22 protein-coding genes and 1 pseudogene are annotated in these 21,961 nt (G+C 74.0%); 8 read left to right on the plus strand and 15 right to left on the minus strand.

Going from position 1 to position 21,961, the window contains the following annotated elements; genetic code table 11:
• Window positions 1-68: 68 nt before the first annotated feature.
• The 3 genes from ABD363_RS05650 to ABD363_RS05660 all read right to left on the minus strand — a co-directional run bounded on the left by ABD363_RS05650 (window position 69) and on the right by ABD363_RS05660 (window position 3,390).
• The gene (locus ABD363_RS05650; RefSeq protein WP_344600234.1) at window positions 69-1,247 is read right to left on the minus strand and encodes a damage-control phosphatase ARMT1 family protein; all 1,179 of its coding nucleotides are present in this window, start codon (window positions 1,245-1,247) and stop codon (window positions 69-71) included.
• Between the two features lie 52 nt (window positions 1,248-1,299).
• A complete protein-coding gene (locus ABD363_RS05655; RefSeq protein WP_344600235.1) occupies window positions 1,300-1,947 on the minus strand; it encodes a ScbR family autoregulator-binding transcription factor in 648 nt (215 codons plus the stop codon).
• 240 nt (window positions 1,948-2,187) lie between these two features.
• Window positions 2,188-3,390 carry an erythromycin esterase family protein gene (locus ABD363_RS05660; RefSeq protein ID WP_344600236.1) on the minus strand — a complete coding sequence of 401 codons (1,203 nt, stop codon included), beginning with the start codon at window positions 3,388-3,390 and terminating at the stop codon, window positions 2,188-2,190.
• Window positions 3,391-3,448: 58 nt separating this feature from the next.
• Here ABD363_RS05660 and ABD363_RS05665 point away from each other — a divergent pair, with 58 nt between their 5' ends.
• Window positions 3,449-4,201, plus strand: coding sequence for a TioE family transcriptional regulator (locus ABD363_RS05665; protein WP_344600237.1), 753 nt, complete (start codon window positions 3,449-3,451; stop codon window positions 4,199-4,201).
• A gap of 49 nt (window positions 4,202-4,250) precedes the next feature.
• Here the strand turns inward: ABD363_RS05665 and ABD363_RS05670 are convergent, their stop codons facing one another.
• The gene (locus ABD363_RS05670; RefSeq protein ID WP_344600238.1) at window positions 4,251-4,586 is read right to left on the minus strand and encodes an ArsR/SmtB family transcription factor; all 336 of its coding nucleotides are present in this window, start codon (window positions 4,584-4,586) and stop codon (window positions 4,251-4,253) included.
• Window positions 4,587-4,908: 322 nt separating this feature from the next.
• Between ABD363_RS05670 and ABD363_RS05675 the strand changes: the two genes are divergently transcribed.
• The 5 genes and pseudogenes from ABD363_RS05675 (at window position 4,909) to ABD363_RS05695 (ending at window position 9,532) form a co-directional block, all read left to right on the plus strand.
• Window positions 4,909-5,553: a substrate-binding domain-containing protein gene (locus ABD363_RS05675; protein ID WP_344600239.1), complete on the plus strand. Its 645-nt coding sequence runs from the start codon at window positions 4,909-4,911 to the stop codon at window positions 5,551-5,553.
• 132 nt (window positions 5,554-5,685) lie between these two features.
• On the plus strand, window positions 5,686-8,073 hold the full coding sequence (locus ABD363_RS05680) for a sensor histidine kinase (RefSeq protein ID WP_344600240.1): 2,388 nt from the start codon (window positions 5,686-5,688) through the stop codon (window positions 8,071-8,073).
• Between the two features lie 84 nt (window positions 8,074-8,157).
• The gene (locus tag ABD363_RS05685; RefSeq protein WP_344600241.1) at window positions 8,158-8,577 is read left to right on the plus strand and encodes a roadblock/LC7 domain-containing protein; all 420 of its coding nucleotides are present in this window, start codon (window positions 8,158-8,160) and stop codon (window positions 8,575-8,577) included.
• 1 nt (window position 8,578) lies between these two features.
• Window positions 8,579-8,938, plus strand: a complete 360-nt coding sequence (locus tag ABD363_RS05690; RefSeq protein WP_344600242.1) for a DUF742 domain-containing protein — start codon at window positions 8,579-8,581, stop codon at window positions 8,936-8,938.
• Window positions 8,925-9,532 (plus strand): annotated as a pseudogene (locus ABD363_RS05695) (GTP-binding protein). The gene ABD363_RS05690 and the pseudogene ABD363_RS05695 overlap by 14 nt, the downstream one beginning before the upstream one ends.
• 40 nt (window positions 9,533-9,572) lie before the next feature.
• Here the strand turns inward: ABD363_RS05695 and ABD363_RS05700 are convergent.
• From ABD363_RS05700 to ctaD, 6 genes are all read right to left on the minus strand, one after another.
• The gene (locus ABD363_RS05700) at window positions 9,573-10,529 is read right to left on the minus strand and encodes an ABC transporter substrate-binding protein (RefSeq protein WP_344600243.1); all 957 of its coding nucleotides are present in this window, start codon (window positions 10,527-10,529) and stop codon (window positions 9,573-9,575) included.
• 83 nt (window positions 10,530-10,612) lie between these two features.
• On the minus strand, window positions 10,613-11,278 hold the full coding sequence (locus ABD363_RS05705) for an ABC transporter permease (protein ID WP_344600244.1): 666 nt from the start codon (window positions 11,276-11,278) through the stop codon (window positions 10,613-10,615).
• Complete coding sequence (locus ABD363_RS05710; RefSeq protein WP_344600435.1) at window positions 11,275-11,982, minus strand: ABC transporter permease; 708 nt, start codon at window positions 11,980-11,982, stop codon at window positions 11,275-11,277. The genes ABD363_RS05705 and ABD363_RS05710 overlap by 4 nt, the downstream gene beginning before the upstream one ends.
• A gap of 8 nt (window positions 11,983-11,990) precedes the next feature.
• Window positions 11,991-13,112, minus strand: a complete 1,122-nt coding sequence (locus ABD363_RS05715) for an ABC transporter ATP-binding protein (protein ID WP_344600245.1) — start codon at window positions 13,110-13,112, stop codon at window positions 11,991-11,993.
• 255 nt (window positions 13,113-13,367) lie between these two features.
• Window positions 13,368-13,742 (minus strand): hypothetical protein, encoded by a 375-nt coding sequence (locus tag ABD363_RS05720; protein WP_344600246.1) that lies wholly within the window; start codon window positions 13,740-13,742, stop codon window positions 13,368-13,370.
• Window positions 13,739-15,451, minus strand: a complete 1,713-nt coding sequence (gene ctaD / locus ABD363_RS05725) for an aa3-type cytochrome oxidase subunit I (protein WP_344600247.1) — start codon at window positions 15,449-15,451, stop codon at window positions 13,739-13,741. Before ctaD ends, ABD363_RS05720 begins: the two co-directional genes overlap by 4 nt.
• Before the next feature lie 229 nt (window positions 15,452-15,680).
• On the opposite strand from ctaD, the gene ABD363_RS05730 reads away from it, so the two are divergent.
• On the plus strand, window positions 15,681-15,971 hold the full coding sequence (locus ABD363_RS05730) for a DUF3040 domain-containing protein (protein WP_344600248.1): 291 nt from the start codon (window positions 15,681-15,683) through the stop codon (window positions 15,969-15,971).
• A 105-nt stretch (window positions 15,972-16,076) separates the two neighbouring features.
• Here ABD363_RS05730 and ABD363_RS05735 read toward each other — a convergent pair whose 3' ends face one another.
• The 5 genes from ABD363_RS05735 to ABD363_RS05755 form a co-directional block, all read right to left on the minus strand.
• On the minus strand, window positions 16,077-17,324 hold the full coding sequence (locus ABD363_RS05735; RefSeq protein WP_344600249.1) for a cytochrome P450: 1,248 nt from the start codon (window positions 17,322-17,324) through the stop codon (window positions 16,077-16,079).
• 54 nt (window positions 17,325-17,378) lie between these two features.
• Window positions 17,379-17,786 (minus strand): peptide-methionine (R)-S-oxide reductase MsrB, encoded by a 408-nt coding sequence (gene msrB, locus ABD363_RS05740; protein ID WP_344600250.1) that lies wholly within the window; start codon window positions 17,784-17,786, stop codon window positions 17,379-17,381.
• 13 nt (window positions 17,787-17,799) lie between these two features.
• Window positions 17,800-19,188: a UDP-N-acetylmuramate--L-alanine ligase gene (murC, locus tag ABD363_RS05745; RefSeq protein ID WP_344600251.1), complete on the minus strand. Its 1,389-nt coding sequence runs from the start codon at window positions 19,186-19,188 to the stop codon at window positions 17,800-17,802.
• Between the two features lie 71 nt (window positions 19,189-19,259).
• Window positions 19,260-19,733: an indole-3-glycerol phosphate synthase gene (locus ABD363_RS05750; RefSeq protein WP_344600253.1), complete on the minus strand. Its 474-nt coding sequence runs from the start codon at window positions 19,731-19,733 to the stop codon at window positions 19,260-19,262.
• Window positions 19,734-19,923: 190 nt separating this feature from the next.
• A complete protein-coding gene (locus ABD363_RS05755; RefSeq protein WP_344600255.1) occupies window positions 19,924-20,811 on the minus strand; it encodes a pyrimidine reductase family protein in 888 nt (295 codons plus the stop codon).
• Between the two features lie 37 nt (window positions 20,812-20,848).
• Here ABD363_RS05755 and zapE point away from each other — a divergent pair, with 37 nt between their 5' ends.
• On the plus strand, window positions 20,849-21,952 hold the full coding sequence (zapE, locus tag ABD363_RS05760; RefSeq protein ID WP_344600257.1) for a cell division protein ZapE: 1,104 nt from the start codon (window positions 20,849-20,851) through the stop codon (window positions 21,950-21,952).
• Window positions 21,953-21,961 lie beyond the last annotated feature (9 nt).

Here is a 21,961-nt window from a genome sequence, read left to right on the forward strand (position 1 = left end):
CCGGGAACGTCCGCCGACGCGCCTGCCGGCCGCCGGTGCGGGCGGTGCGGCGGGGTGGGCTCCGCCGGTCAGCCCCGCACCTGGATCAGCGCGTGTGTGCCGCTCGTCCGCCACCGCTGTCCCTCGGCGGCGGACAGCCGGGCTTCCGTACCGGCGTCGAGGCCGGTGATCACGTCGGACTTCAGGGTGCGCAGCGCGGCGACCGGGCCGGGGAAGTGGGCGGTGACGGCCGCGAAGGGGGTGGTGGGGGGCCAACGGCGGTCGCCGACCAGGCGGCGGTAGTTGAGGTCGCCCTTGACGACGGTGACCGTGGCCGCGGCGAACTCCTCGCGCAGGTCGCGCGGCATGGCCTGGTACGGCAGCGGCGCGCAGGAGAAGGGGTGGGCGCGGACGGCGAGGCGGCCGTCGGCCATGGCGGCCCACAGGCGGTGCCCGTACGCGGCGGCGGCTCCCCGCGCCCCGGTCAGCCGGCGCAGGGCGTCGACCACGTCGGCGGTGGTGGCGTCGGAGACGTAGTACGGGTGCGGTTTGACGTGCAGGACGGCCCGCGCGATGCGCCCCCGGGCGAGGAGGTGGGCGACGAGCAGCAGGTCGGGGACGAGTTCGCGGCCGGCGTTGTCCGCGACCAGGCACAGCGTGCCGGTGCCGGAGGCGCCGAGGAGCGACCGGAGGGCGTCGCTGTCGTCGGCGACCAGTCCGGGGGCGGCGGCCGCGGCCGTGGCGCCCTCGGCGGACAGGCGGAAGCCGAGGTCCGCGCGGTTGCCCCACAGGGAGCCGTGCAGCAGGGCCTCGTCCTGTTCGTCGGCGGGACGGCCGGCGAGGTCGTCGAGCGCGGCCAGTTCCTCGTCCGTCCCGGGGGCGTCCAGCTCGGCGCGCTTGAAGGGGCGGAAGGGGTCGATGCCCTGCCAGGGGCCGGGGGTGAAGTAGCCGACGGCCTGGAGCAGCCGGCGGTAGAAGTAGCTCTCGGACCACAGCCAGGGCACGTCGAACCAGGACCGGCCGGTGTGCTCGTCCATGCCCCAGGCCACCCAGCGGTCCCGGTCGTGCGCGTCGGCGGGCAGCGGTTCGATCTCGCCCTCGGTGCAGCTCGCCAGCAGCGCGTCGAGCGCACGGTGCTGGTCGGGGCCGTAGGGGAAGGCGTCCCGCACCTGACGGATGATCGCGGGATGCCGCTCGGCCAGCACGCTGTGGGGGAACGACCCGGGCTCGTCGCCGAGGATCACGGGCGCGGACGGGATGTCGGGCATACGCCTCACCGTAGCGCGCGGGCCCGGCCCGGCCCGCCGTCCCGGGGGCGGTTCAGGCGAGCCCGGCCTCCCGCTCCAGCCGCGCGGCGAGGCTCAGATAGCGGGCGCGGCGGGTCACCGGCACCAGGCCCCGGATCACTATGTGCCACATCTCGGCCAGCCGGCGGGGCTGCCGGGCCACGGGTTCCTGGGCGCGGCCCACGACGCGGGTGCCGACGAAGGAGGAGACCAGGAAGTGGGCGACGGCGTCGACATCGATGTCCGGGTGGACGTCGGCCTCCTTGACCGCGCCGAGAAGTCTGCTGGTGACGATGTCCGTCCACTCCGCGAAGGGGTGCCGGAGCGGTGGCTTCACCGGCACTCCCCCGGTGGCGAGGCGGAGGCCGGCCCGCAGGATCGGGCCCTCGACGGACAGCCGCGCGAGGCCGAAGGTGATGCGCATCAGGGCCTCCAGGGACGCGAGTCCCCGGCCCTCCGTCTCCCTCGCCAGCTGGCGGGAGGCTCTGGACTGCAGCTCCATGATGGCGTGGGCCAGGTCTTCCTTGGCCGCGAAGTGGAAGTACAACGCGCCCTTGGTGACGTGGGCGTGCTCCACGATGTCGCTGAGGCTGGTCGATTCGTAGCCGTGACGGTCGAACAGGTCAGCGGCGGCCGTGATGATCGTCGCGCGGGTCTGCTCGGCGCGTAACTGCCTCGCCATCGGCGGAACTCTCCTGGGAACGAGAAAGGAACGGGTCGTGCCGTTTGTTCGTAACCCGACGTACACAGTAACTCATCGCAGCGTAGCTGCGGTTGCGTTTTCGCAGGACGTACCGGCCCTTTCCATGGAATGAAACGGGTTGCGCGGTATCTTACTCGCGCCGATGCCCTGCGAAGGCGGGCCGACCGGTGATCCGCCCCGCGTCGGCCGGACCGCCAGGCCGGACTGCCGACGGCGGCGTCAGCCCTGCGGGACGTCCTTGACGAACACGAGGCCGTCGCTGTCCGCGAGGTGGGCCGGGTCCAGCGGGGAGTAGCCGAACCAGGGGGACACGCGGGGGGCGGGCCGGGTGTCCCGGAGGGCGGCGGCCAGCCGGGGGGCGTCGATGACGCAGCGGTCCTGCGGGAGCGCGTACAGAAGTCCCTCGACGGTGTCCGGGGGCGGGGCGTCCACTCCCCGGTGCCGGATCGTGCCGAGGGCCGTGGCCAGGAAGGCGTACCGCTCGCCCAGGTGGGCGCTCACGATCGCGCCGGCGCTCCACCACTCCAGCGGCGTCCCGCCCATCCGCGTCGTGCTCCTGTTCCGCTGGAGATGGCCGTTGTGGGCGTGGAGGAGTGCCGGGCCCCGTTCGGCGAGGGCGAGGAGGTTGCCGGCCATCATCTGGTCCCGCAGCCCCATCAGCCGCGCCATGCGGTTCGGTGCGGCGTCGGCCATCCAGAAGTGGTAGCGCAGCAGGCCGGTGGCGGTGCGTCCGTACAGGCGCGCCCGGTCCCAGTCGTCCCGCGAGGTCGCCTCGACGAGGTGCGGTGTCTGCGCGTCGAGCAGCGCCACCAGGTCGTCGGCGAGCAGCCGCAGCCGTCCGGCCTCGGCCGACCGGCCCACGGACCGGGCCGGATCCGTCATCGCGGCGGGATCGGTCCAGCGGTCGTCGTCGCCGAGCAGGCGGTCGAGCGTTTCCGCGGTGCAGGGGAGCAGGTCCGCGTCCACCCGGGCCGAGAGGTAGCCGTGAAGCGCGGTGAGGGCCCGCCGAGGGCTCGCGGCACCGGTGATCTCCAGCGGGCCGTCGAAACCGGCGAAGCGCACCTGCTCGGACGCGGGCCGGCCGTCGTTGTGGGCGCGCATCCAGCGCACGAGTTCGCGGTTGCCCGCGAAGGCGCCCCAGCCGTGGCTGAACCCGCGCTCCATGACCTCGTCGAGAGTGCCCGTGCCCGAGGTGACGTGGTCGTCCACGAGCAGGCCCGCCAGGCAGTCGCTCTCGATCGCGATCGTCCGGTAGCCCTCCTGCTCGACGAGTTGCCGGAACAGCTCGTTGCGCAGGCCGAGCAGAGCCTCCTCGCCATGGGTGGGCTCGCCCAGGGCGAGCAGCCGGGGCCGGGCCGGGAGCAGCCCCGTCACGGCGGCGGCCTCGACGGCATGGACGGCGTTCTCGATGACAGTGGCCATGCCTTCAACGCTATCGTTGAACTCTCGGTTGAGACTTTTCCGCGATACCTTCGGCCTCATGGGGCGAAACCTTCAAAAGGGCCAACGGCTCCGGCCGGTCGATCTGGCCCGCGGGCACGGTCTGTCCACGCAGGCGGTCAGGAACTACGAGGAGGCCGGCATCCTTCCGGCCGCCGACCGCACCCCCCACGGCCACCGCGCCTACACCCCGCTGCACGCGCAGGCCCTGCGCGCGTTCCTCGCCCTGGTGCCCGGCCACGGCCACCGGACGGCGGCGTCGATCATGCGGGCCGTGAACCGGGGCGCGGTCGACGAGGCGTTCCACCTGATCGACGACAGCCACGCCCGGCTCCTCGACGACCGGCGGACCCTCCGGGCCGTGGAACGCGCCCTCGGCGACCTGGAGCCCGGCACGGCACCCGGGCCCGGTGCGGGGCCCGGGCCGGCCGCGGTGTCCGGCGGGGCGGGCGGCACGTTCATCGGGCCGCTGGCCCAAAGGCTCGGCATCCGGCCCGCGACGCTGCGCGCCTGGGAGCGGGCCGGGCTGGTGCGTCCGCGCCGCGACCCGAGGACCGGGTACCGCATCTACGACGGGGCCGACGTGCGGGACGCCCGGCTGGCGCACCAGCTCCGGCGGGGCGGTTACCCGTTGGAGCGGATCGCCCCGCTGATCGCCCAGGTGCGGGAGGCGGGCGGGCCGGGGCCGCTGCGGGCCGCCCTGCGCGACTGGCAGGACCGGCTGTCCGCCCGGGGGCGGGCGATGCTGGCCGGGGCCGCGGAGCTGGAGGCGTACCTGCGCGAGCGCGGATGAGGCTCCGGTCCCCGGCCGCGGGCGCCCCGCGGGGGCGCCGCCGGCGGTCTCAGCCGCGGCCGGCCGGCGGGGTGCGCCGGGCCAGGCGGCCCAGCAGCAGCCGTACGACGTCCACGACGTCCGGGTCGTCGACGTAGTACACCTGGCGGCGGCCCTCGCGGCGGGCCCGGACCAGGCCGGCGAGTTTCAGCTTGGTCAGGTGCTGGCTGATCGCGGGCAGCGCGCCGCCGACCCGCCGCGCGAGCCCGCTCACGTCGCTCTCGCCCTGGGCCAGGGCCCACAGGATGCGCAGCCGGGCGGGCGTGCCCAGCAGCTGGAAGGTCACGGCCGCACGCTCGACCACGTCGGCGGACGGGTCGTCCGCGCCACCGCCGGCTGCCGCCACCTCGTCGCCCTCCCGTATCGGTCCGCGCCCTCTTGCCCGGGGCCCGCCGCGGGGACCGGCCGCAGCGGCGGCAGCGGCACGCGGGCGGCGGCCTCCTCCCTGCGGGTTCCCTCGCGTTTCCGTCGCGAACCGCTCGCCGCCCCGCGCACATCACGAAGCGGCAGCAACGACCCGCACCACGTGGTTGTTCACTTGACTACCGCCGGTCACACACGGTTGGCTCCGGGCCAGCGAGAGTCACCCGGCCGACGCGCACGCCTCGCCATCCGGCCCGCCTCGCCCCGTTCCGCCTGCTCGGCCGCACAGCGAGGTGCCGCACTCCATGAACACACCCCTGCCTACCGCTTCCCCCCGGCCTGCCCGCGCGGCGGCCCTGACGGCCGCCCTCTGCCTGCTCCTCGCCGGCTGCTCCGGCTCCGACGGGGACGACGGGGACGACGGGGACGCGGCGGGCCGGGCCGGCACCGGCCGGATGAGGGTCGCCCTGGTCACCCACGGCGGGGCGGGCGACGCCTTCTGGGACCTGGTGAAGAAGGGCGCCGAAGCGGCCGCCGCCAAGGACGGCGTCGACCTGGTCCACGCGAACGACTCCGACACCGCGGGCCAGGCCGAACTGGTGCGGGACGCGGTCCGCGACAAGGTGGACGGCATCGCGGTGACCCTGGCCAAGCCGCAGGCGATGAAGGGCCCGGTCGCCGCGGCCGCGGCGGCGGGCAGCGGGGCCGAGGTCGCCACCTTCGACCTCAACGAGGACCTGGTGAGGGCCGTCCAGGCCGGGAACGTGCAGTTCGCGGTGGACCAGCAGCCGTACCTGCAGGGCTATCTCGCGGTGGACGCGCTGTGGCTGTACCGGACCAACGGCAACGTCAGCGGCGGCGGCGTGTCCCCCGTCCTCACCGGCCCCGCCTTCGTCACCGAGGCGAACGTCGACGCGGTCGCCCGTTTCGCCGCCGACGGCACGCGCTGACCGCCCGCTTCGTACGGCGCCGAAGCCAGGGATTCGGCCGGACACGGCCCGCACGGTCACTTGTCCGGATAGCATCCTGCGCACCCCGTTCCCCCGCCGCCCCCGCAGCCCCGCCGATCGTCTAGGACCACGATGTCTCCTCGGACAGGTGCCCGGCGCCGTCTCGGTTCCCTACGTCTCTCGCTGATCCTCCGGGCGCTGGTCCCCGGCGTCACGCTCACCGCCGTCTGGGGTGTGACGACGATCCGGATGTTCTCCGAAGGGCTGCGGCTGCGGCTGCGGACGCAGACGGAACTGAGCCGGTCGACCGGGGCCATGGGCACCGAAGCGGCGCTCGCGCTGCAGTCGGAGCGCCGCCTGTCGGCCGCGTGGCTGGCCTCGCCGCACGGCTCCCGGGCCGCCCTGGACGCGCAGCGGGAGAGGACGGACGCCGTGGTCGCCGAACTCGCCGGCCGGTCCGACGCCATCGAGCAGGCGCCGTCACGCATCTCGGACCGGCTGTACTCGGTGCTCGGCGCGCTGGGCAGCCTGGAGTACTACCGGAACCAGATCGACGACCCCACCGACATCACCGCCGAGCAGGCGCTCGACCAGTACAGCTCGATCATCGACGACCAGATCCACGCCTTCCAGGAACTCTCCCAGGTCGACGACGGCGACCTCACCTCGCAGGCCGGTCCGCTGGTCGCGCTGGAGCACGCGGCGGAGCTGGTCTCGCAGGAGGACGCGGAGCTCACCCCGGCCTGGCCGGCCGGCGAGCTGGACCAGCGGGCCTGGTCCCGGTTCACCGAACTGGTCGACACCCGCCGGTGGCTGGTGGAGGACCAGATCATGCCGCAGCTGAGCGGCAGCGCGAAGACGCAGACCGAGCGGATCCTGCGCAGCCCGGAGTGGCGGACCCTGCAGGGCATCGAGGACCGGGTGCTCGCGGCCCGGCCCGCCGGGAGCGACGGCGCGGTCGCCCTGCCCGACGCGCGGCGGCGGTGGAGCGAGGCGATGGACACGCTCACCGAGCGCTACAGGGCGCTGATCCGGCAGCAGACGGCGGACCTGCTCACCCGGAGCGCCGACGAGGCCCGCGGGCTGCTGCTGGTGGCCGCGTCGCTGAGCGCGGGCGGACTGGCCGCCCTGCTGGTGTGCGTCGGCATGTCCTGGCGGATCACGCGGTCGCTCTCCCGGCGGCTGCGCGGCCTGCGGCCGGCCACCCTCGGCCTGGCGCAGGAGCGGCTGCCCGACGTGGTGGCCCGGCTGGAGCGGGGCGAGACGGTCGACGTGGAGTCGGCGACCCCGCCGCTGGACTACGGGCAGGACGAACTCGGCCAGGTGGCGCAGGCGTTCAACACCGCCCAGCGCACCGCCGTGCACACCGCGGTCGAACTCGCCGACACCCGGCGCGGCTTCCAGAAGGTGATCCTGGGCATCGCCCGGGAGAGCCAGAACCTGGTCAACATGCAGCTCACCAAGCTGGACGCGCTGGAACGCGAGCACACCGACCCGGACGTCCTCGAAGGGCTGTACGAACTGGACTCCATCGCCAGCCAGTTGCGCCGGTACGAGGAGAACCTGGTCATCATCAGCGGCGAACAGCCCCGGCGCAGCTGGCGGGAGCCGGTCGCGCTGATCGACATCCTGCACGGCGCCGTCGGCGAGGTCGCCGAGTACCAGCGGGTGGAGGTGCACACCGACGAGGAGGTGCACCTCGCGCCGCCCGCGGTGGCGGACGTGATCCACCTGCTGGCCGAGCTGATCGACAACGCGACCGTGTACTCCCCCGCGCCCAGCCCGGTCGGGGTGCGCGCCGCGATGGTGGCCAGGGGGCTGGCCATCGAGGTCGAGGACCGCGGCCTCGGCCTGTCGGAGGAGGACTGCGCGGCGCTCAACGCCCAGCTGGCGGTGGCCCCGAAGTTCGACGTGGTGGCGCTCGCCGACGACCTGCGGCTCGGCATGTTCGTGGTCGCCCGGCTCGCCCACCGGCACGGCATCACCGTCACGCTGCGCCCTTCGCCGTACGGCGGGACCACGGCGGTCGTGCTGGTCCCGCACGACATCGTGGTCCGGGACGTGCCCGACGCCGGTGCCCCGGAGACGACGGACGCCCGGGCCGCCGGGCGGGACGCGCGGGCCGGGGCCGGCGAGGCCGCGCGGTCCGCCCGGCCGGCTCCGGCCCGGGGCGTCGCCGCCCCGCCGCTCGCCGCCCGCCGGGACGGCCTCGCCCCGCTGCCGCGCCGGGTGCCGCGGACCAGCCTGGCCGCCGAGCTGCGCGAGGAGGCGCCGCCCGCCGGTGACGACGGCTCCCCCGACGAGTTCACCGCGGAGCGTGCCGCCTCCTCGCTGGCCGGCTTCCAGCGCGGCACACTCCGGGCGCGGGACGCCGCCACCGCCACCGACACCGGCCGTACCGGCCCGGACCGCGCCGGTCCGGATCCCCGGGACCCGCACGGCCCGCAGGGCCCCGCCGCACCGGGCGGCCCCGGTGCGCGGGCCCCCGGGCTCTGCCCGGCGCCGCCCGCCGACCGCTGACCCCGGGCCGCGGTCCCCCGCCCCGGGGACCGCGGCCCCGCGACCGCAGACCGCCGACTCCCGACTTCCGACGAAGGACACCCCATGACACGCCCCGTTCCCGCCACGAACACCCAGCTGGACCAGCTGCTCACCGGCCTCGTGGAGAGGGTCGCCGACGTGAACCAGGCCGTCGTCCTCTCCGAGGACGGACTGGTCGTCAGCAAGTCCACGGGTTTCCTGCGCGACGACGCCGAGCGGCTGGCGGCGACCGCGTCCGGCCTGATGAGCCTCAGCAAGGGCGTCAGCAGGGACTTCCGCGGCGGTCCGGTGCGCCAGGCGCTGATCGAGATGGCGCACGGCTACCTGATCCTCACCTCCGCGGGCCCCGGCGCCCATCTCGCCGTGCTCACCGGTCCGAACGCGGACGTCGGTGTGGTGGCATACCAGATGAACATGCTGGTGAAGAAGATCGGCGAGCATCTCAGCGCGGCACCGCGGGCCACCGCCGGCCCCGGCGAGTGAAGTGAGCGGAGGCGGTGCGGGGGGCCGGCTCGTCAGGCCGTTCACCCTGACCGGCGGACGGACCCGGCCCAGCCGCGCCGACTTCACGCTCATCACGACGGTGACCGCGGTGGACCCGCAGCCCGAGCGGGCCGCGCGGCCCCAGCCGGAGCATCTGCGGATCCTTCGGCTGTGCGCGGAGCCCGTCGCCGTGGCGGAGATCGCCGCCCGGCTCGACCTTCCGGTGAGCGTGGTGGTGATCCTGCTCAGCGATCTGCTGGACGCGGGCCGGATCACCGCCCGTGCGCCGCGCCCCGTCTCCCGCACCACCCCGGACCTGGAACTGCTGCAGAAAGTGAGGGACGGCCTTGGCCGGCTCTGACGCCGCCTCCCCGGCGCCCACGGCACCCGACACGGTCAAGATCCTCGTCGCCGGGGGCTTCGGCGTCGGCAAGACGACCCTGGTCGGGTCGGTCAGCGAGATCGCCCCGCTGCGCACCGAGGAACCGCTGACCACCGCGGGCCTCGGCGTCGACGACCTCGCGGGCGTCGAGGAGAAGCGGGCCACCACCGTCGCCCTGGACTTCGGCCGCATCACCATGGGCCGGGACCTCGTGCTGTACCTCTTCGGCACACCGGGGCAGCAGCGGTTCTGGTTCATGTGAACGACCTGGCGATCGGCGCGCTGGGGGCGGTGGTGCTGGTCGACGTCCGCCGGCCGCGGAGCAGCTTCGCCGCGATCGACTTCTTCGAGCGCCGGGGCATCCCCTTCGTCGTCGGCGTCAACGGCTTCTTCGGGGAGCACCCGTACCCGGCGGAGGACGTCCGGGAGGCGCTGGCGCTGCCCGCGGACGTCCGGGTGCTGCTGTGCGACGCGCGGGAGCGGGAGTCGTGCCGGGACGTGCTGATCGCGCTGATCGACCAGCTGATCGCCTCGGCGGCCGGCGGCACCGCCGGCCGCCGCACCGCGCCCTGACCGGGGCACCGCCGGGCCCCGGCCGGGGCCCGGCGGTGCCCTAGCCGAGACCGACGGACTTCAGCCAGGCCCTGGCCACGTCCAGGGGGTCCTTCTTCTCCAGCTGGACCTGGGCGTCCAGGTCCCGCAGCGTGGCCGTGTCGAGCTCGGCGGAGACGGCGTCGAGGACGTCGGCCCCCTTGTCGTCCAGGCCGTCCTCGTGGACGAGCGGCTGGATGTTCTGGAAGCCGAAGAGGTTCTTCGGGTCCTTCAGGACGACGAACTTCTCCCGGGCGATGGCGGGGTCGGTGGTGAACACGTTCGCCGCCTGCACGGTGTTCTTCCGCAGCGCCGACTGGGTCAGCGGGCCGCCCGCGTCCAGCGCCTTGAAGGACTTGAACTCCACGCCGTACACGGACTTCAGTCCCGCCAGGCCCTGGTGCCGGGTCTGGAACTCCGGGGAGCCGCCGATCACCATCTCGCCGGCGACGTCCTTCAGGTCGGCGATGCCGGAGTCGGCGGTGAGGCCGTACTTCTTCGCCGTGGCCGCGTTGACGGTGACGGAGTCCTTGTTCTGCGCGGGCGCGGGCCGGAGCAGCGTCAGTCCGTCGTCGAGCTTCGCCTCGATGGCGGCCGTGGTCTCCTCGACCGTCCTCGGGGTGGCCTCGGGGTCGAGGTAGGCCAGCAACGCGCCGTTGTACTCGGGCAGGACGGTGACGGAGCCGTTCTTCAGCAGGCCGTACGTCGTCTCGCGGCTGCCGATGTTGGGCTGGTAGGTGACCTTGACGCCCTCGGCCTTGAGGGCCTCGCCGTAGATGTCGGCGAGCAGGATGCTCTCGGCGAAGTTGTTCGAGCCGACGACGACCGTGTCGCCGTCGGCCCGGTCGCCCTTCAACGGGTCGTCGGAGGTGCCGGAGGAGGAACAGCCCGCGAGGAGCGCCGCCGTGGCGGCGAGCGCGACGGCCGCCGCGCTCGGGTGCCTCGTCCTGGACCAGCTGCTCTTCGCGATGAAAGTCATCCGCTGATCCAATCCAGCCGATCACGGCCCGTCAAGACCGGACCGGTCGCCGATCGGCGCCGGTGGGCGGGCCGGCCGCGGCGTCACCTCCGGCGCACGCCGGGCGACACCGCGAGCCGCGCCACCGCCCAGAACACCGCCAGGGTCAGCAGGGCCAGCACGGCCACCAGCGTGGCGCCGCCGACCACCTTCTCGTAGTCGCGCTGGTAGAGCCCGTCCACGATGTACCGGCCGAGGCCGCCGAGGCTGACGTAGGCGGCGATGGTGGCCGTGGACACGATCTGGATGGCGGCCGAGCGCAGGCCGCCGAGGATCAGCGGCAGGGCGACCGGCAGTTCGACCCGCAGGAGGATGCGCGTCTCGCCCATGCCCAGGCCGCGGGCGGCGTCCACCGGCGCGGGGTCGACGGCGCGGACCGCCTCGTACGTCGTGACGAGGATCGGCGGGACGGCGAGCACCACCAGCGGGATCATCACCGGCAGCAGGCCCAGCCCGAGCAGCACGAACATCAGCACCAGCAGGCCGAAGCTGGGCAGCGCCCGGGCGGCGGTGGCGATGAGGGCGAGCGCGTTGCCGCCGCGCCCGGTGTGTCCGGTCAGCAGCCCGGCCGGCAGCCCGATCGCGGCGGCGAGGGCGAGGGCCAGCAGCGAGTACAGCACGTGCTGTCCCAGGCGGTGCGGGATGCCGTCGTAGCCGTGCCAGTGGGCGCTGTCGCCGAAGAAGGCGTGGACGAAGTTCAGTACGTTCACCGGGCCGTGTCCTCGAGGGCGGGGGCCGCCGCGTCGGGCCGGCCGGTCCGCGGGGCGCCGCGGGTCCCGCGCGGCATCCACGGGGTCAGCAGGGTCCGGAGCAGGACCAGCAGGACGTCGCACGAGAGGGCCAGCGCGGCCGTGGTGACCACGGAGTTCACCGCGAGCACCGGCCGGTCGTAGATCAGCGCGTCCGTGAGCAGGTTGCCCAGGGCGCCCTGATTGCCGATCAGGGCGCCGACGCTGACCAGCGAGATGCTGGACACGGTGGCGACCCGGAGCCCGGCGATGATGGCGGGCGCGGCGATCGGCAGCTGCACCTGGAGGTAGCGGCGTACGGGTCCGAAGCCCATGGCGGTGGCCGCGGCGAGGGTCTCCCGCGGCACCGACCGGACGCCGTCGACGATGGCCGGGACCAGCACGACCAGGCTGTAGACGGCGAGCGGGATCATCACGGTGAGCTCGGTCTGGCCGGTGTAGTCGATCAGGACGACGAAGAACGCCAGCGACGGGACGGCGTAGAGCACGGTGGTCACGGCGAGCACGGGCGGGTACAGCCAGCGCAGCCGCACGCACAGCTGGGCGAGCGGCAGCGCGGTCAGCAGCCCGGCCAGCACCGGCAGCAGGGCTTCGCGCAGGTGCAGCCCGATCAGGCCCGGCCAGCTGTGCTGGAGGTCGCTGGGGATGTCGAAGAAGTCGTTCAGGAAGCCGCTCATCCGGCGACCCTGGCGTCGTCGCGGGCGCCGGCGTGGGCGCTGCGGATCGCCTCCGCGATGGACTGCTGCGACACCACCCCGGTCACCCGGCCGTCGGCGTCCACGGCGACGGCCCAGCCGGTGGGCGACAGCACGGCGCAGTCCAGCGCGGCGCGCAGCGAGTCGGCGCCGGGCGTGAACGGCCGCCCGTACGGCAGCAGCCGCTCCGGCCGGATGTCCCCGGCGATCAGCTCCCGCGGCTCGGCCCAGCCCAGGGGCCTGCGGTCCGCGTCGGTGACCAGGAGGTAGGGGGCGTCCGGGACGGCGAGCTGTTCGGCGGTGGCGTCCACGGGCACGACCGGGCCGGTGGTCAGCTCCAGGCCCGCGGCGGGGAAGAAGGACAGCCGGCGGATGCCGCGGTCGGCGCCGAGGAAGTCCTCGACGAAGGCGTCCGCCGGGTCGGACAGCAGTTCGGCGGGCGGCGCGAACTGGGCGAGCCGGCCGCCGGTGCGCAGCACGGCGACCATCGTGCCCAGTTTGACCGCCTCGTCGATGTCGTGGGTGACGAACACGATCGTCTTGCCCAGCTCGTCCTGGATGCGCAGCAGTTCGTCCTGCAGCCCTTTGCGCACGACGGGGTCGACCGCGGAGAACGGCTCGTCCATCAGCAGCACCGGCGGGTCGGCGGCGAGCGCCCGCGCCACGCCGACGCGCTGCTGCTGCCCGCCGGACAGCTGGTAGGGGTACCGCTGGGCGAGGGAGGTGTCGAGCCCGACCCGCTCCATCAGCTCCGCCGCCCGCGCGCGGGCCCGCCGCCTGCCCCAGCCGAGGAGGCGCGGCACGGTGGCGATGTTGTCGAGGACGGTGCGGTGCGGGAAGAGCCCGGCGTTCTGGATGACGTACCCCATGGAGCGGCGCAGGGCGGTGACCGGCTGCCGCTGGACGTCCTCGCCGTCGAGGAGGATGGTGCCCTCGCTGGGCTCGACCATTCTGTTGATCATGCGGAGGGTGGTCGTCTTGCCGCAGCCCGACGGGCCGACGAGGACGGTGATCGCCCGGTCGGGGATCTCCAGGGAGAGCCGGTCGACCGCCACCGTGCCGTCCGGGTAGCGCTTGCTGACTGAGTCCATCCGTATCACAACGCCGAACACCCTTCGGTTGGCGGCAGCTTCCGGCCGGGGGCGCACGGCCCGTCGCCGGGAGAGTCTAGACGCTCCGGTGCGCACGGCTCCGGTGGGCGAGGGGTGCCCGCTGCGCCGTCTCCCCCCGCCCGGCCGGGATTCTCGTGGGCCGCTCCCCTTCCCCCGGCGCCCCGGAGCCGCTGTGCGGCCGCGGCCGGGGCCGTGCCCGCCCGGCCCGCACCCGCCGGGCCTGCGGGCACGCGGCAGGCGCCCCTACCGCGCCAGCGTGCCCACCGCCGCGCCGAGGCCGGTCGCGCAGGACAGGACCGCGCAGGCGCCGACGGCGTGGCGGCGGAGCAGGGCGCCGCGCAGTTCGCGGTAGCGGGCCTCGTACTCCTGGCGCAGTTCGGCGGCGCGCCGGATCGTGCTGCGCAGCATCTGGCGGGTCAGGTCGAGCCGCAGGTCGACGTAGTGGCGGGCCACCTCCTCGGCCTGACCGGTGGTCAGCCACGGCATCCGGGTGCACAGCTCCCGGGCCTCCCGGCGCGCGGCCTCGTAGTGGTCGTGCGCCAGGAGGTAGCCCTCGGCCTCGGCGGCCAGGGACGCGCCGGTGCCGGTCCGCGGCCGGCCGTCCCGGTCCTTGATCATGACCGGTCGCTCTCGTGTCCGGCGGCGTCGATCGTGTCGCGCTTGCCGACGTTCTCCTTCTCGTCCAGCTGGGCCACGTCGGGGTGGTGCAGGTCGAAGGCGGGGGACTCGGAGCGGATCCGCGGCAGGGTGACGAAGTTGTGGCGGGGCGGCGGGCAGGAGGTCGCCCACTCCAGCGAACGCCCGTATCCCCAGGGGTCGTCGACCTCGACCTTCGTGCCGCTCTTCGCCGTCTTCCAGACGTTGTAGAGGAACGGCAGCGTGGACAGGCCCAGCAGGAACGCGCCGATGGAGGAGATGGTGTTCAGGGCCGTGAAGCCGTCGGCGGCCAGGTAGTCGGAGTACCGGCGGGGCATCCCCTCGGCGCCGAGCCAGTGCTGCACCAGGAACGTCAGGTGGAAGCCGGTGAACAGCGACCAGAAGTGCACCTTCTCCAGCCGGTCGTCGAGCATGGTGCCGGTCATCTTCGGCCACCAGAAGCTGAATCCGCCGAACATCGCGAACACGATGGTGCCGAACAGCACGTAGTGGAAGTGGGCGACGACGAAGTAGGAGTCGGTGACGTGCCAGTCCAGCGGGGGCGAGCCGAGGATGACGCCGGTCAGCCCGCCGAAGAGGAAGGTCACCAGGAAGCCGACCGCCCACAGCATCGGGGGTTCGAACGACAGGGAGCCCGTCCACATCGTGCCGATCCAGTTGAAGAACTTCACCCCGGTCGGCACCGCGATCAGGTAGGTCATGAAGGAGAAGAACGGCAGCAGGGCCCCTTGAGTGGCGAACATGTGGTGCGCCCACACCGTCGCCGACAGGCCCGTGATGGCGATGGTCGCGCCGACCAGGCCGGTGTAGCCGAAGATGGGCTTGCGCGAGAAGACCGGGATGATCTCGGTGATCACGCCGAAGAACGGCAGGGCCAGGATGTAGACCTCGGGATGGCCGAAGAACCAGAACAGGTGCTGCCACAGCAGCGCCCCTCCGTAGTGGGCGTCGAAGATGTGGGAGCCGAAGCGCCGGTCCGCCTCCAGCGCGAACAGGGCCGCCGCCAGCACGGGGAAGGCGAGCAGCACCAGCACCGAGGTGAGCAGCACGTTCCAGGTGAACAGCGGCATCCGGAACATCGTCATGCCGGGCGCGCGCATGCAGATGATGGTGGTGATGAAGTTGACCGCGCCGAGGATGGTGCCGAAGCCGGACAGCGCCAGGCCCATGATCCACAGGTCGCCGCCGAGTTGGGCGGTGCGGGTCGGCCCGCTCAGCGGCGTGTAGGCGGTCCAGCCGAAGTCGGCCGCGCCCTGGGGCGTGAGGAAGCTGCTGATCACGATCAGGCCGCCGAAGGCGAACAGCCAGTACGAGAGCATGTTCAGCCGGGGGAAGGCCACGTCCGGCGAACCGATCTGCAACGGCATGATCGCGTTGGCGAAGCCCGCGAAGGTGGGGGTGGCGAACAGCAGCAGCATGATCGTGCCGTGCATCGTGAACGCCTGGTTGTACTGCTCGTTGGACAGCAGCTGCAGCCCGGGCCGGGCGAGCTCCGCCCGGATCGCCATCGCCAGCACCCCGCCGACCAGGAAGAACGCGAACGATGTGATCAGATACAGGTGCCCGATCTTCTTGTGGTCCGTCGTGGTGATCCAGGCGATGATCACCTGGCCCCGGCCACGGCGTTCCGCCGCCGGAACCGGGGCAATCGGTTCAGTATGTGTGGCCATCTGCGTCCTAGGTTGCAACCCTGAGTGTCGAGCAGTGCGTAACCAGATCACGGGAAGCCGACCCCGTCGTCCCGGCGCCGCGCCACGGAACGGGGAAGATTGAGCTGAATGGCCCAATGTTCGGTCCGGTGGCGCGCTCCGGACCCTCGAACGCATCGCCGGGTGCGGACCCCGTTCGAACGGGTACTCGTGGCGGTGTCCCGTCTCCGCCGAACGCAGGGCACATGTCATGGACGACCGGCGACTGAGCACACGCGAGGCACGCATCCTCAGGGAGCTGGAGGCCTCCTTGCGCCAGGACAGACAGTTCGCGGCGGCCTTCGACGCCTTCCCCGCCCCGCCGGGCGGCCGGCCCTCGCGGCTGGGGCCGTTCTACTGCTTCGGCCTCGTCGCGGGATCGGTGCTGACCGTCTTCCACCCCGCGCTCGGCGGCCTCATGTTCTCGGCGGTGCTGGCCACCGCGGTCATGTCCCGCGTGACCCGGGGCCGGCGCCGCGGCGGCCGCGGGCGGCGGCCGTGAACGCGGCTCCGGGCGGCCGACGGCGTCCGTGACGGCGCGCCCCGGCCGTCCCGGTCCCCCGGAACCACCGGCCGTCCCGGTCCCCCGGAACCGGCCGCCGGGCGCTCAGCCGGCGGGGGCCTGGACGTCGGCGATGACGAAGCCGCTGCGCGGCCGTGCCGGGATGCGCCGCAGGGAGATCGTCAGGTCCTGCTCGGGGACGGTGTGGTCCAGCCGGGCCAGGCGTACGGCGAGGGCTTCGAGCAGGCCGACGGTGATGCCCTCGCCCGGGCAGCGGTGGTTGGTGTCCGGCTCGCCGCCGCCCTGCGGGATCAGCTCGTCGCGCTCGACCGGCCGCTCCAGGAACCGCTGGGGGCGGAAGACGTACGGGTCGCCCCACAGCTTCTCGTCGTGGTTCTGCCCGTACACGTCCAGCAGCACCAGCCCGCCGGCCGGGAGGCGCTCGCCGTGCCAGGACAGGTCCGTGACCGCGCGGCCGCCCAGGAACGGGGCGAACGGGTAGAAGCGGCGGACCTCGTGGGCGAACGCCGCGGCGTACGCGGCGTCCCCGGCCCGCAGCCGGTCCCGGTGCTCCGGCCGGCGGTGCAGCGCGTGCGCCGAGAAGGCGACGAACCAGCAGACGGCGACCGTGGGGCGGACGACGTTGAGGAGTTCCACCGCGGCCGTCCCCGGCTCCAGCGGCTCGCCGTCCGGGTGGCGGTGCCGGGCCACCCGTGCGAGCACCGAGTCCGCGGGCGCGGTGACCGCGCCGGAGCGGACGTCCTGCACCAGCCGGGCCAGCCGGGCCTCCTGCCGGCCGCGGGCGCGCCGGGCCCGCCAGTGGCGCGGCCCGGCGGTGGCGAACCCGTCGACCATCGCGACCAGGTCGCGGGCCAGCGGCTCCGCCTCCTCCTCGGCCAGGGGGATCCCCGCCCAGCGGCAGACCCCGCGGGTGAGGACGACGCTCGCCGCGTCGAACAGCGTGACGCGGGGCCGCGCGGCCCAGGAGGGGACCGCCTCGTCCCACGCCGCGGTGACGTGCTCGACGACGCCGGCGATCCGGTCGACGTGCAGCAGCGGCAGGAACAGCGCCTTGCGCACGCGGTGGGCGTCCCCGTCGAGGGTGTGCACCGCGCCCCGGCCGAACAGGGTGCCGCGCACGGGTTCGGGAATGGCCCGGTGGCGGCGTACGTGCCGCTCGTCGTAGAAGAACCGCACCGCGTCCGGGCCCCGCACGGCCAGCGCCGGGCGGCCCATGAGGCGGGTCCGCACCACCTGGCCCCCGCTCTCGCGCATGCGGTTGGGGAGCCAGGCGTAGCCCTCGGCCAGCAGGGCCGGGCTGCGGTCGAGCAGGGGCCGGTGGAGTGCGTCCATGCGGGGCGGGTTCCCCGGCCGCCCGCCGGAACACCCGTCACCGGCTCCGCCCGGTCAGCGCTCGGCCGGCTCCAGCCGCAGCGCGATGCTGTTGATGCAGTACCGCTGGTCGGTCGGGGTCGGATACCCCTCCCCCTCGAACACATGCCCGAGGTGGGAGCCGCAGCGGGCGCAGCGCACCTCGGTGCGCACCATCCCGTGCGAGCGGTCCTCCAGCAGTTCCACGGCGTCGGAGTCCTTCGGGTCGAAGAAGGACGGCCAGCCGCAGTGCGACTCGAACTTGGTGTCCGAGGTGAACAGTTCGGCGCCGCAGGCCCGGCAGGAGTAGACGCCCTCGGTCCTGGTGTCGGTGTACTCACCGGTGAAGGCGGGCTCCGTAGCGGCCTGCCGCAGCACGGCGTACTCGGCCGGGGACAGCTCCGCGCGCCACTGCTCGTCCGGCTTCTCCACGTCGTACGGCATGAGCCTCAGCCCCTCACTTCGACAGCTGGTCCAGGATGCGCGGTCCGAGGTCGGTGACGTCGCCCGCGCCCATGGTGAGAACGAGATCACCGGCCTTCGCCATTCCCGCGATCACCGCCGGGACGTCCGCCTTGTCGTGCACCGGCGTCACGTCCGCGCCCGCGGCCCGCGCCGCCTCGACGATCAGCTCGCTGGTCACGCCCGGGATCGGGTCCTCGCGGGCCGGATAGACGTCCAGGACGACGGAGGCGTCGGCGAGGGCCAGGGAGTGGCCCATCTCCGTGCCGAGCTCCTGCGTGCGCGAGAACAGGTGGGGCTGGAAGACGACCAGGATGCGGCCGTCGCCCGCCGCCGCGCGCATCGCCTCCAGGTCCGCCGTCATCTCGGTCGGGTGGTGCGCGTAGGAGTCGACGACCTGCACGCCGGCCGCCTCGCCCGTCAGCTGCAGGCGCCGCTTGACGCCGGTGTACGCGGCGAGCGCCGGGGCGAGCTCGGCGGCCGGGACGCCGAGCGCCGCGCCCGCCGCGAGGGCGGCGACCGCGTTGTGCGCGTAGTGGCGGCCGGGGACGGAGACCGTGAAGGTGAGCCGCGCGCCGGCCAGCTCGACGGTCACCTCGCTCCGCAGGCCCTGCGGCACGACCGACAGCACGCGCACGTCGGCGTCCTCCGCCTCGCCGTACGTCACCGTCCGCACCGAGCCGGCCAGCCGCCGCGTCAGCTCCCGGGCGCCCTCGTGGTCCGCCGAGATCACCAGCGTGCCGCCGGGCACGATCCGGCCCGCGAAGGTCTCGAAGGACTCGTAGATCTCGTCCATCGAGGCGTAGTTGGCGTGGTGGTCGAGTTCGACGTTGAGGACGATGGCGACCTCGGGGGCGTACTTGTGGAAGCTGCGGTCCGACTCGTCGGCCTCGGCGACGAAGATCTCGCCCGCTCCGTGCAGCGCGTTGGAGCCGGGGGCGTCCAGGTCGCCGCCGATCGCGTACGACGGGTCCAGGCCCAGCTCGGTCAGCGCCACCGCCAGCATCGAGGTCGTGGTGGTCTTGCCGTGGGTGCCGGCGACGGCGATCGGGCGCAGGCCCGCCATCAGGGCGGCCAGGGCGTCGGAGCGGTGGATCACCGGGATGCCCAGCTCGGCCGCGCGGGCCAGCTCCGGGTTGTCGGTGCGGATCGCCGAGGAGACGACCACGCAGCTCGCGTCGTCGGCGAGGTGCTCGGCCGCGTGCCCGATGTGCACGGTGGCGCCCAGCGCGCGCAGGGCGTCGGCGGTGGCGGAGTCCTTGGCGTCGCTGCCCGCCACCTCGGCGCCGCGCTGCGCGAGGATCTTGGCGATGCCCGACATTCCGGCACCGCCGATGCCGATGAAGTGCGGTCGGTCCATGGCGGGGGGAAGGCCGGGTGCCATGCGCTGTTCTCCCAGGTGCGGCTCGGGCGGTACGACGGTCGCGGCGCCCTCGGCGAGGGCGCCGCCCCAGCCTATGCCTTGCTGTGGGAGAACAGTTTCAGCACCGGCACGCCGACCTTGTGCCGGGCGCGGGACGCCCAGTCGCGGTGGAAGAACTCCTCCACGTAGTGCGGGTCGGTCAGGACGATCACCTCGTCCGCCCCCACCTCGTCGACCAGGGTCTTCAGCGCGTCCAGCGGATGGTCCTCGACGAGGCGGCCCTCGGCCTCGCTGCCGGCCGCGTGCAGGGCCTGCAGGGACACGTCCAGGGCCTGCCGGCCGACGCTCCTGGCCTCCTCGCCCTCGGGGGTCTCGCCCTCCCGGACGGCCTCGTCCAGCTCGCCGATCGCGATGTCGTCGATGGCGCGCAGCAGGCGGTCCGCCTGCTCGCCGCGCGGCTGGAGCAGCACGTGGAAGAAGACCGGCTCGTCGCCGTGCAGGGTGGTGACGAACTCCACGTCGGCGGACGTCAGGGCCTTCTCGATCATCAGTACGCTCGTGAACATCAGACGCCCCTTCTCCTTCGAGAACCTCGCCGGCCCTCTTCCTCCACGGGCCGCGCCGGGCCCTGCCGAAACCATCCTGCCTGCCGGAAACCGGGCGGAGCGGTAGATTCCGCCGTTTCCGGGACGTGCGGTACCGACCGGACGCGCAGGCGCGCGGTACCGACCGGACGTATATCCGGGCCGGTTCCGCTCACGCCCTCCGGTACCGGCCGAAGAGGAAACCCTCCTCCTCCAGCAGGGACACCAGGGCGAACCGCCGCGGCACCGCGAGGGACGGCCCGCCCGCGATGCGCTGCGCGCCGCCCGCGGCGAGCAGGGGCGAGACGGTCAGGCAGAGCTCGTCGAGCACGTCCGCCGCCACCAGCTGCCCGAGCAGCCGCGGGCCGCCCTCGGTCAGCAGCCGGGTGTGGCCGAGGGCGGCGAGGGCCCGGACCGCGCGGGCGGGGTCCACGCCGGTGCCGTCGCCGGCGACCACCACCCGGGCGCCCGCCTTCTGCGCCGCCGCGACGCGGTCCGGGGGCGCCGCGGCGCCCGTGAGGACCAGCGTGGGCACCAGCGGCGAGGTGAACAGCGGCAGGCCGAAGTCCAGCTCCAGGCCCGCGGTGACCACCGCGATCGCCGGGGCCGGGCCCTGTCCGGCCGCCCTGCGCGCCGCCGCGAACTCGGCCCGCGCGCGGGCCGGCCGGTACCCCTCCTGGCGCACCGTCTCCGCGCCGACGACGACCACGTCCGCCAGCGCCCGCAGCGTGCCGAAGATCCGCATGTCGGCGGCGCCGGAGATGGGCTGCGAGCGGCCCTCGTGCTGCGCGGCCCCGTCGAGCGTGGACACCATGTTGGCCCGCAGCCACGGCCGCCCGCCGGGTCCGGGGTCGGGGTAGGCGTAGGCGGCGGCCAGTTCGCCGAGGCTCCACTCGCGGTCCGCGTGGCCGGAACCGTTCGGTCCGGTGGCGCCGGCGGTCCGGTACGCCTCCGGCGCGGCGGTCGCTCCGGAAGGCGCGGGAGCCCCGGAGGGCCCGCCGGCTCCCGGAGCCGGGGCGCCGGCTGCTGTCTCGTCGGTCACAGGGAACAGGCGTCGCATGTCGTGCAGTGTGGCACGGCGCTTAGCATGGGGAACCGTGCCGACCTCCTCCGCCGCCTCCGGGCCGACCCCGACAGCCGACACGGCTCCGCTGTCCCTGTGCGCCCGTGAGCCGCACGTCCCCGCAGAGCGGCTGGTGGCCGAGATGGTGCCGCCGCCGCGCTTCGACTCGGTGCGCTTCGCCACCTACCTCCCGGACCCGAACCAGCCCAGCCAGTCCGAGGCCGTGCGCGTCCTGGAGGAGTTCGCGGCCGGACTGGGCGGCGGGCCGGCCGCGGGATCCGGCAGGCGGCGGCTGTTCGGCTTCGGGAAGGCGCCGAGGAAGGCCCCTACCGGCCCCCGCGGCGTCTACCTCGACGGCGGCTACGGCGTCGGCAAGACCCACCTGCTGGCCTCCCTGTGGCACGCCACCGACGCCGAGCCCGCCCGCAAGGCGTTCGGCACGTTCGTGGAGCTGACCAACCTGGTCGGCGCCCTCGGCTTCCAGCAGACCGTGCGGACGCTCTCCGGCCACCGGCTGCTGTGCATCGACGAGTTCGAGCTGGACGACCCGGGCGACACCGTCCTGGTCTCCACCCTGCTCGGCAAGCTCGTCGACGCGGGTGTCGCGCTCGCCGCCACCTCCAACACGCTGCCCGGCAAGCTCGGCGAGGGCCGGTTCGCGGCGGCCGACTTCCTGCGCGAGATCCAGGGCCTGTCGGCCCACTTCCGCACCCTGCGCATCGACGGCGAGGACTACCGCCACCGCGGCCTGCCCGAGGCGCCGGCGCCGTTCTCCGACGAGCAGGTGACCCGGGCGGCGCACGCCACCCGGGGCGCCTCCCTCGACGCCTTCCCGCAGCTCCTGGAGCACCTCGCCCGCGTCCACCCCAGCCGGTACGGCGCCCTGACCGACGGCGTGCGGGCCGTCTGCCTCACCGGCGTGCGGCCGGTGCCCGACCAGTCGACGGCGCTGCGGCTCGTCGTCCTCGCCGACCGGCTCTACGACCGCGAGGTGCCGGTCCTGGCCTCCGGCCTGCCCTTCGACCAGCTGTTCTCCGAGGAGATACTCAGGGGCGGCTACCGCAAGAAGTACTTCCGGGCGATCTCCCGGCTCACCGCGCTCGCCCGGGACGCCCGGCACCTCGTCGAACCCCGGTGACCGGGACCC

This window comes from Streptomyces glaucus, assembly GCF_039533365.1.
Lineage (GTDB): Bacteria > Actinomycetota > Actinomycetes > Streptomycetales > Streptomycetaceae > Streptomyces > Streptomyces glaucus.

What these genes read in the sequence shown, in the direction of transcription:
- ABD363_RS05650 (WP_344600234.1), bottom strand. Translation starts at nt 1,247, where the DNA reads ATGCCCGACATCCCGTCCGCGCCCGTGATCCTCGGCGACGAGCCCGGG.
- ABD363_RS05655 (WP_344600235.1), bottom strand. Translation starts at nt 1,947, where the DNA reads ATGGCGAGGCAGTTACGCGCCGAGCAGACCCGCGCGACGATCATCACG.
- ABD363_RS05660 (WP_344600236.1), bottom strand. Translation starts at nt 3,390, where the DNA reads ATGGCCACTGTCATCGAGAACGCCGTCCATGCCGTCGAGGCCGCCGCC.
- ABD363_RS05665 (WP_344600237.1), top strand. Translation starts at nt 3,449, where the DNA reads ATGGGGCGAAACCTTCAAAAGGGCCAACGGCTCCGGCCGGTCGATCTG.
- ABD363_RS05675 (WP_344600239.1), top strand. Translation starts at nt 4,909, where the DNA reads ATGAACACACCCCTGCCTACCGCTTCCCCCCGGCCTGCCCGCGCGGCG.
- ABD363_RS05680 (WP_344600240.1), top strand. Translation starts at nt 5,686, where the DNA reads ATGTCTCCTCGGACAGGTGCCCGGCGCCGTCTCGGTTCCCTACGTCTC.
- ABD363_RS05685 (WP_344600241.1), top strand. Translation starts at nt 8,158, where the DNA reads ATGACACGCCCCGTTCCCGCCACGAACACCCAGCTGGACCAGCTGCTC.
- ABD363_RS05700 (WP_344600243.1), bottom strand. Translation starts at nt 10,529, where the DNA reads ATGACTTTCATCGCGAAGAGCAGCTGGTCCAGGACGAGGCACCCGAGC.
- ABD363_RS05720 (WP_344600246.1), bottom strand. Translation starts at nt 13,742, where the DNA reads ATGATCAAGGACCGGGACGGCCGGCCGCGGACCGGCACCGGCGCGTCC.
- ctaD (WP_344600247.1), bottom strand. Translation starts at nt 15,451, where the DNA reads ATGGCCACACATACTGAACCGATTGCCCCGGTTCCGGCGGCGGAACGC.
- ABD363_RS05730 (WP_344600248.1), top strand. Translation starts at nt 15,681, where the DNA reads ATGGACGACCGGCGACTGAGCACACGCGAGGCACGCATCCTCAGGGAG.
- ABD363_RS05735 (WP_344600249.1), bottom strand. Translation starts at nt 17,324, where the DNA reads ATGGACGCACTCCACCGGCCCCTGCTCGACCGCAGCCCGGCCCTGCTG.
- msrB (WP_344600250.1), bottom strand. Translation starts at nt 17,786, where the DNA reads ATGCCGTACGACGTGGAGAAGCCGGACGAGCAGTGGCGCGCGGAGCTG.
- murC (WP_344600251.1), bottom strand. Translation starts at nt 19,188, where the DNA reads ATGGCACCCGGCCTTCCCCCCGCCATGGACCGACCGCACTTCATCGGC.
- ABD363_RS05750 (WP_344600253.1), bottom strand. Translation starts at nt 19,733, where the DNA reads ATGTTCACGAGCGTACTGATGATCGAGAAGGCCCTGACGTCCGCCGAC.
- ABD363_RS05755 (WP_344600255.1), bottom strand. Translation starts at nt 20,811, where the DNA reads ATGCGACGCCTGTTCCCTGTGACCGACGAGACAGCAGCCGGCGCCCCG.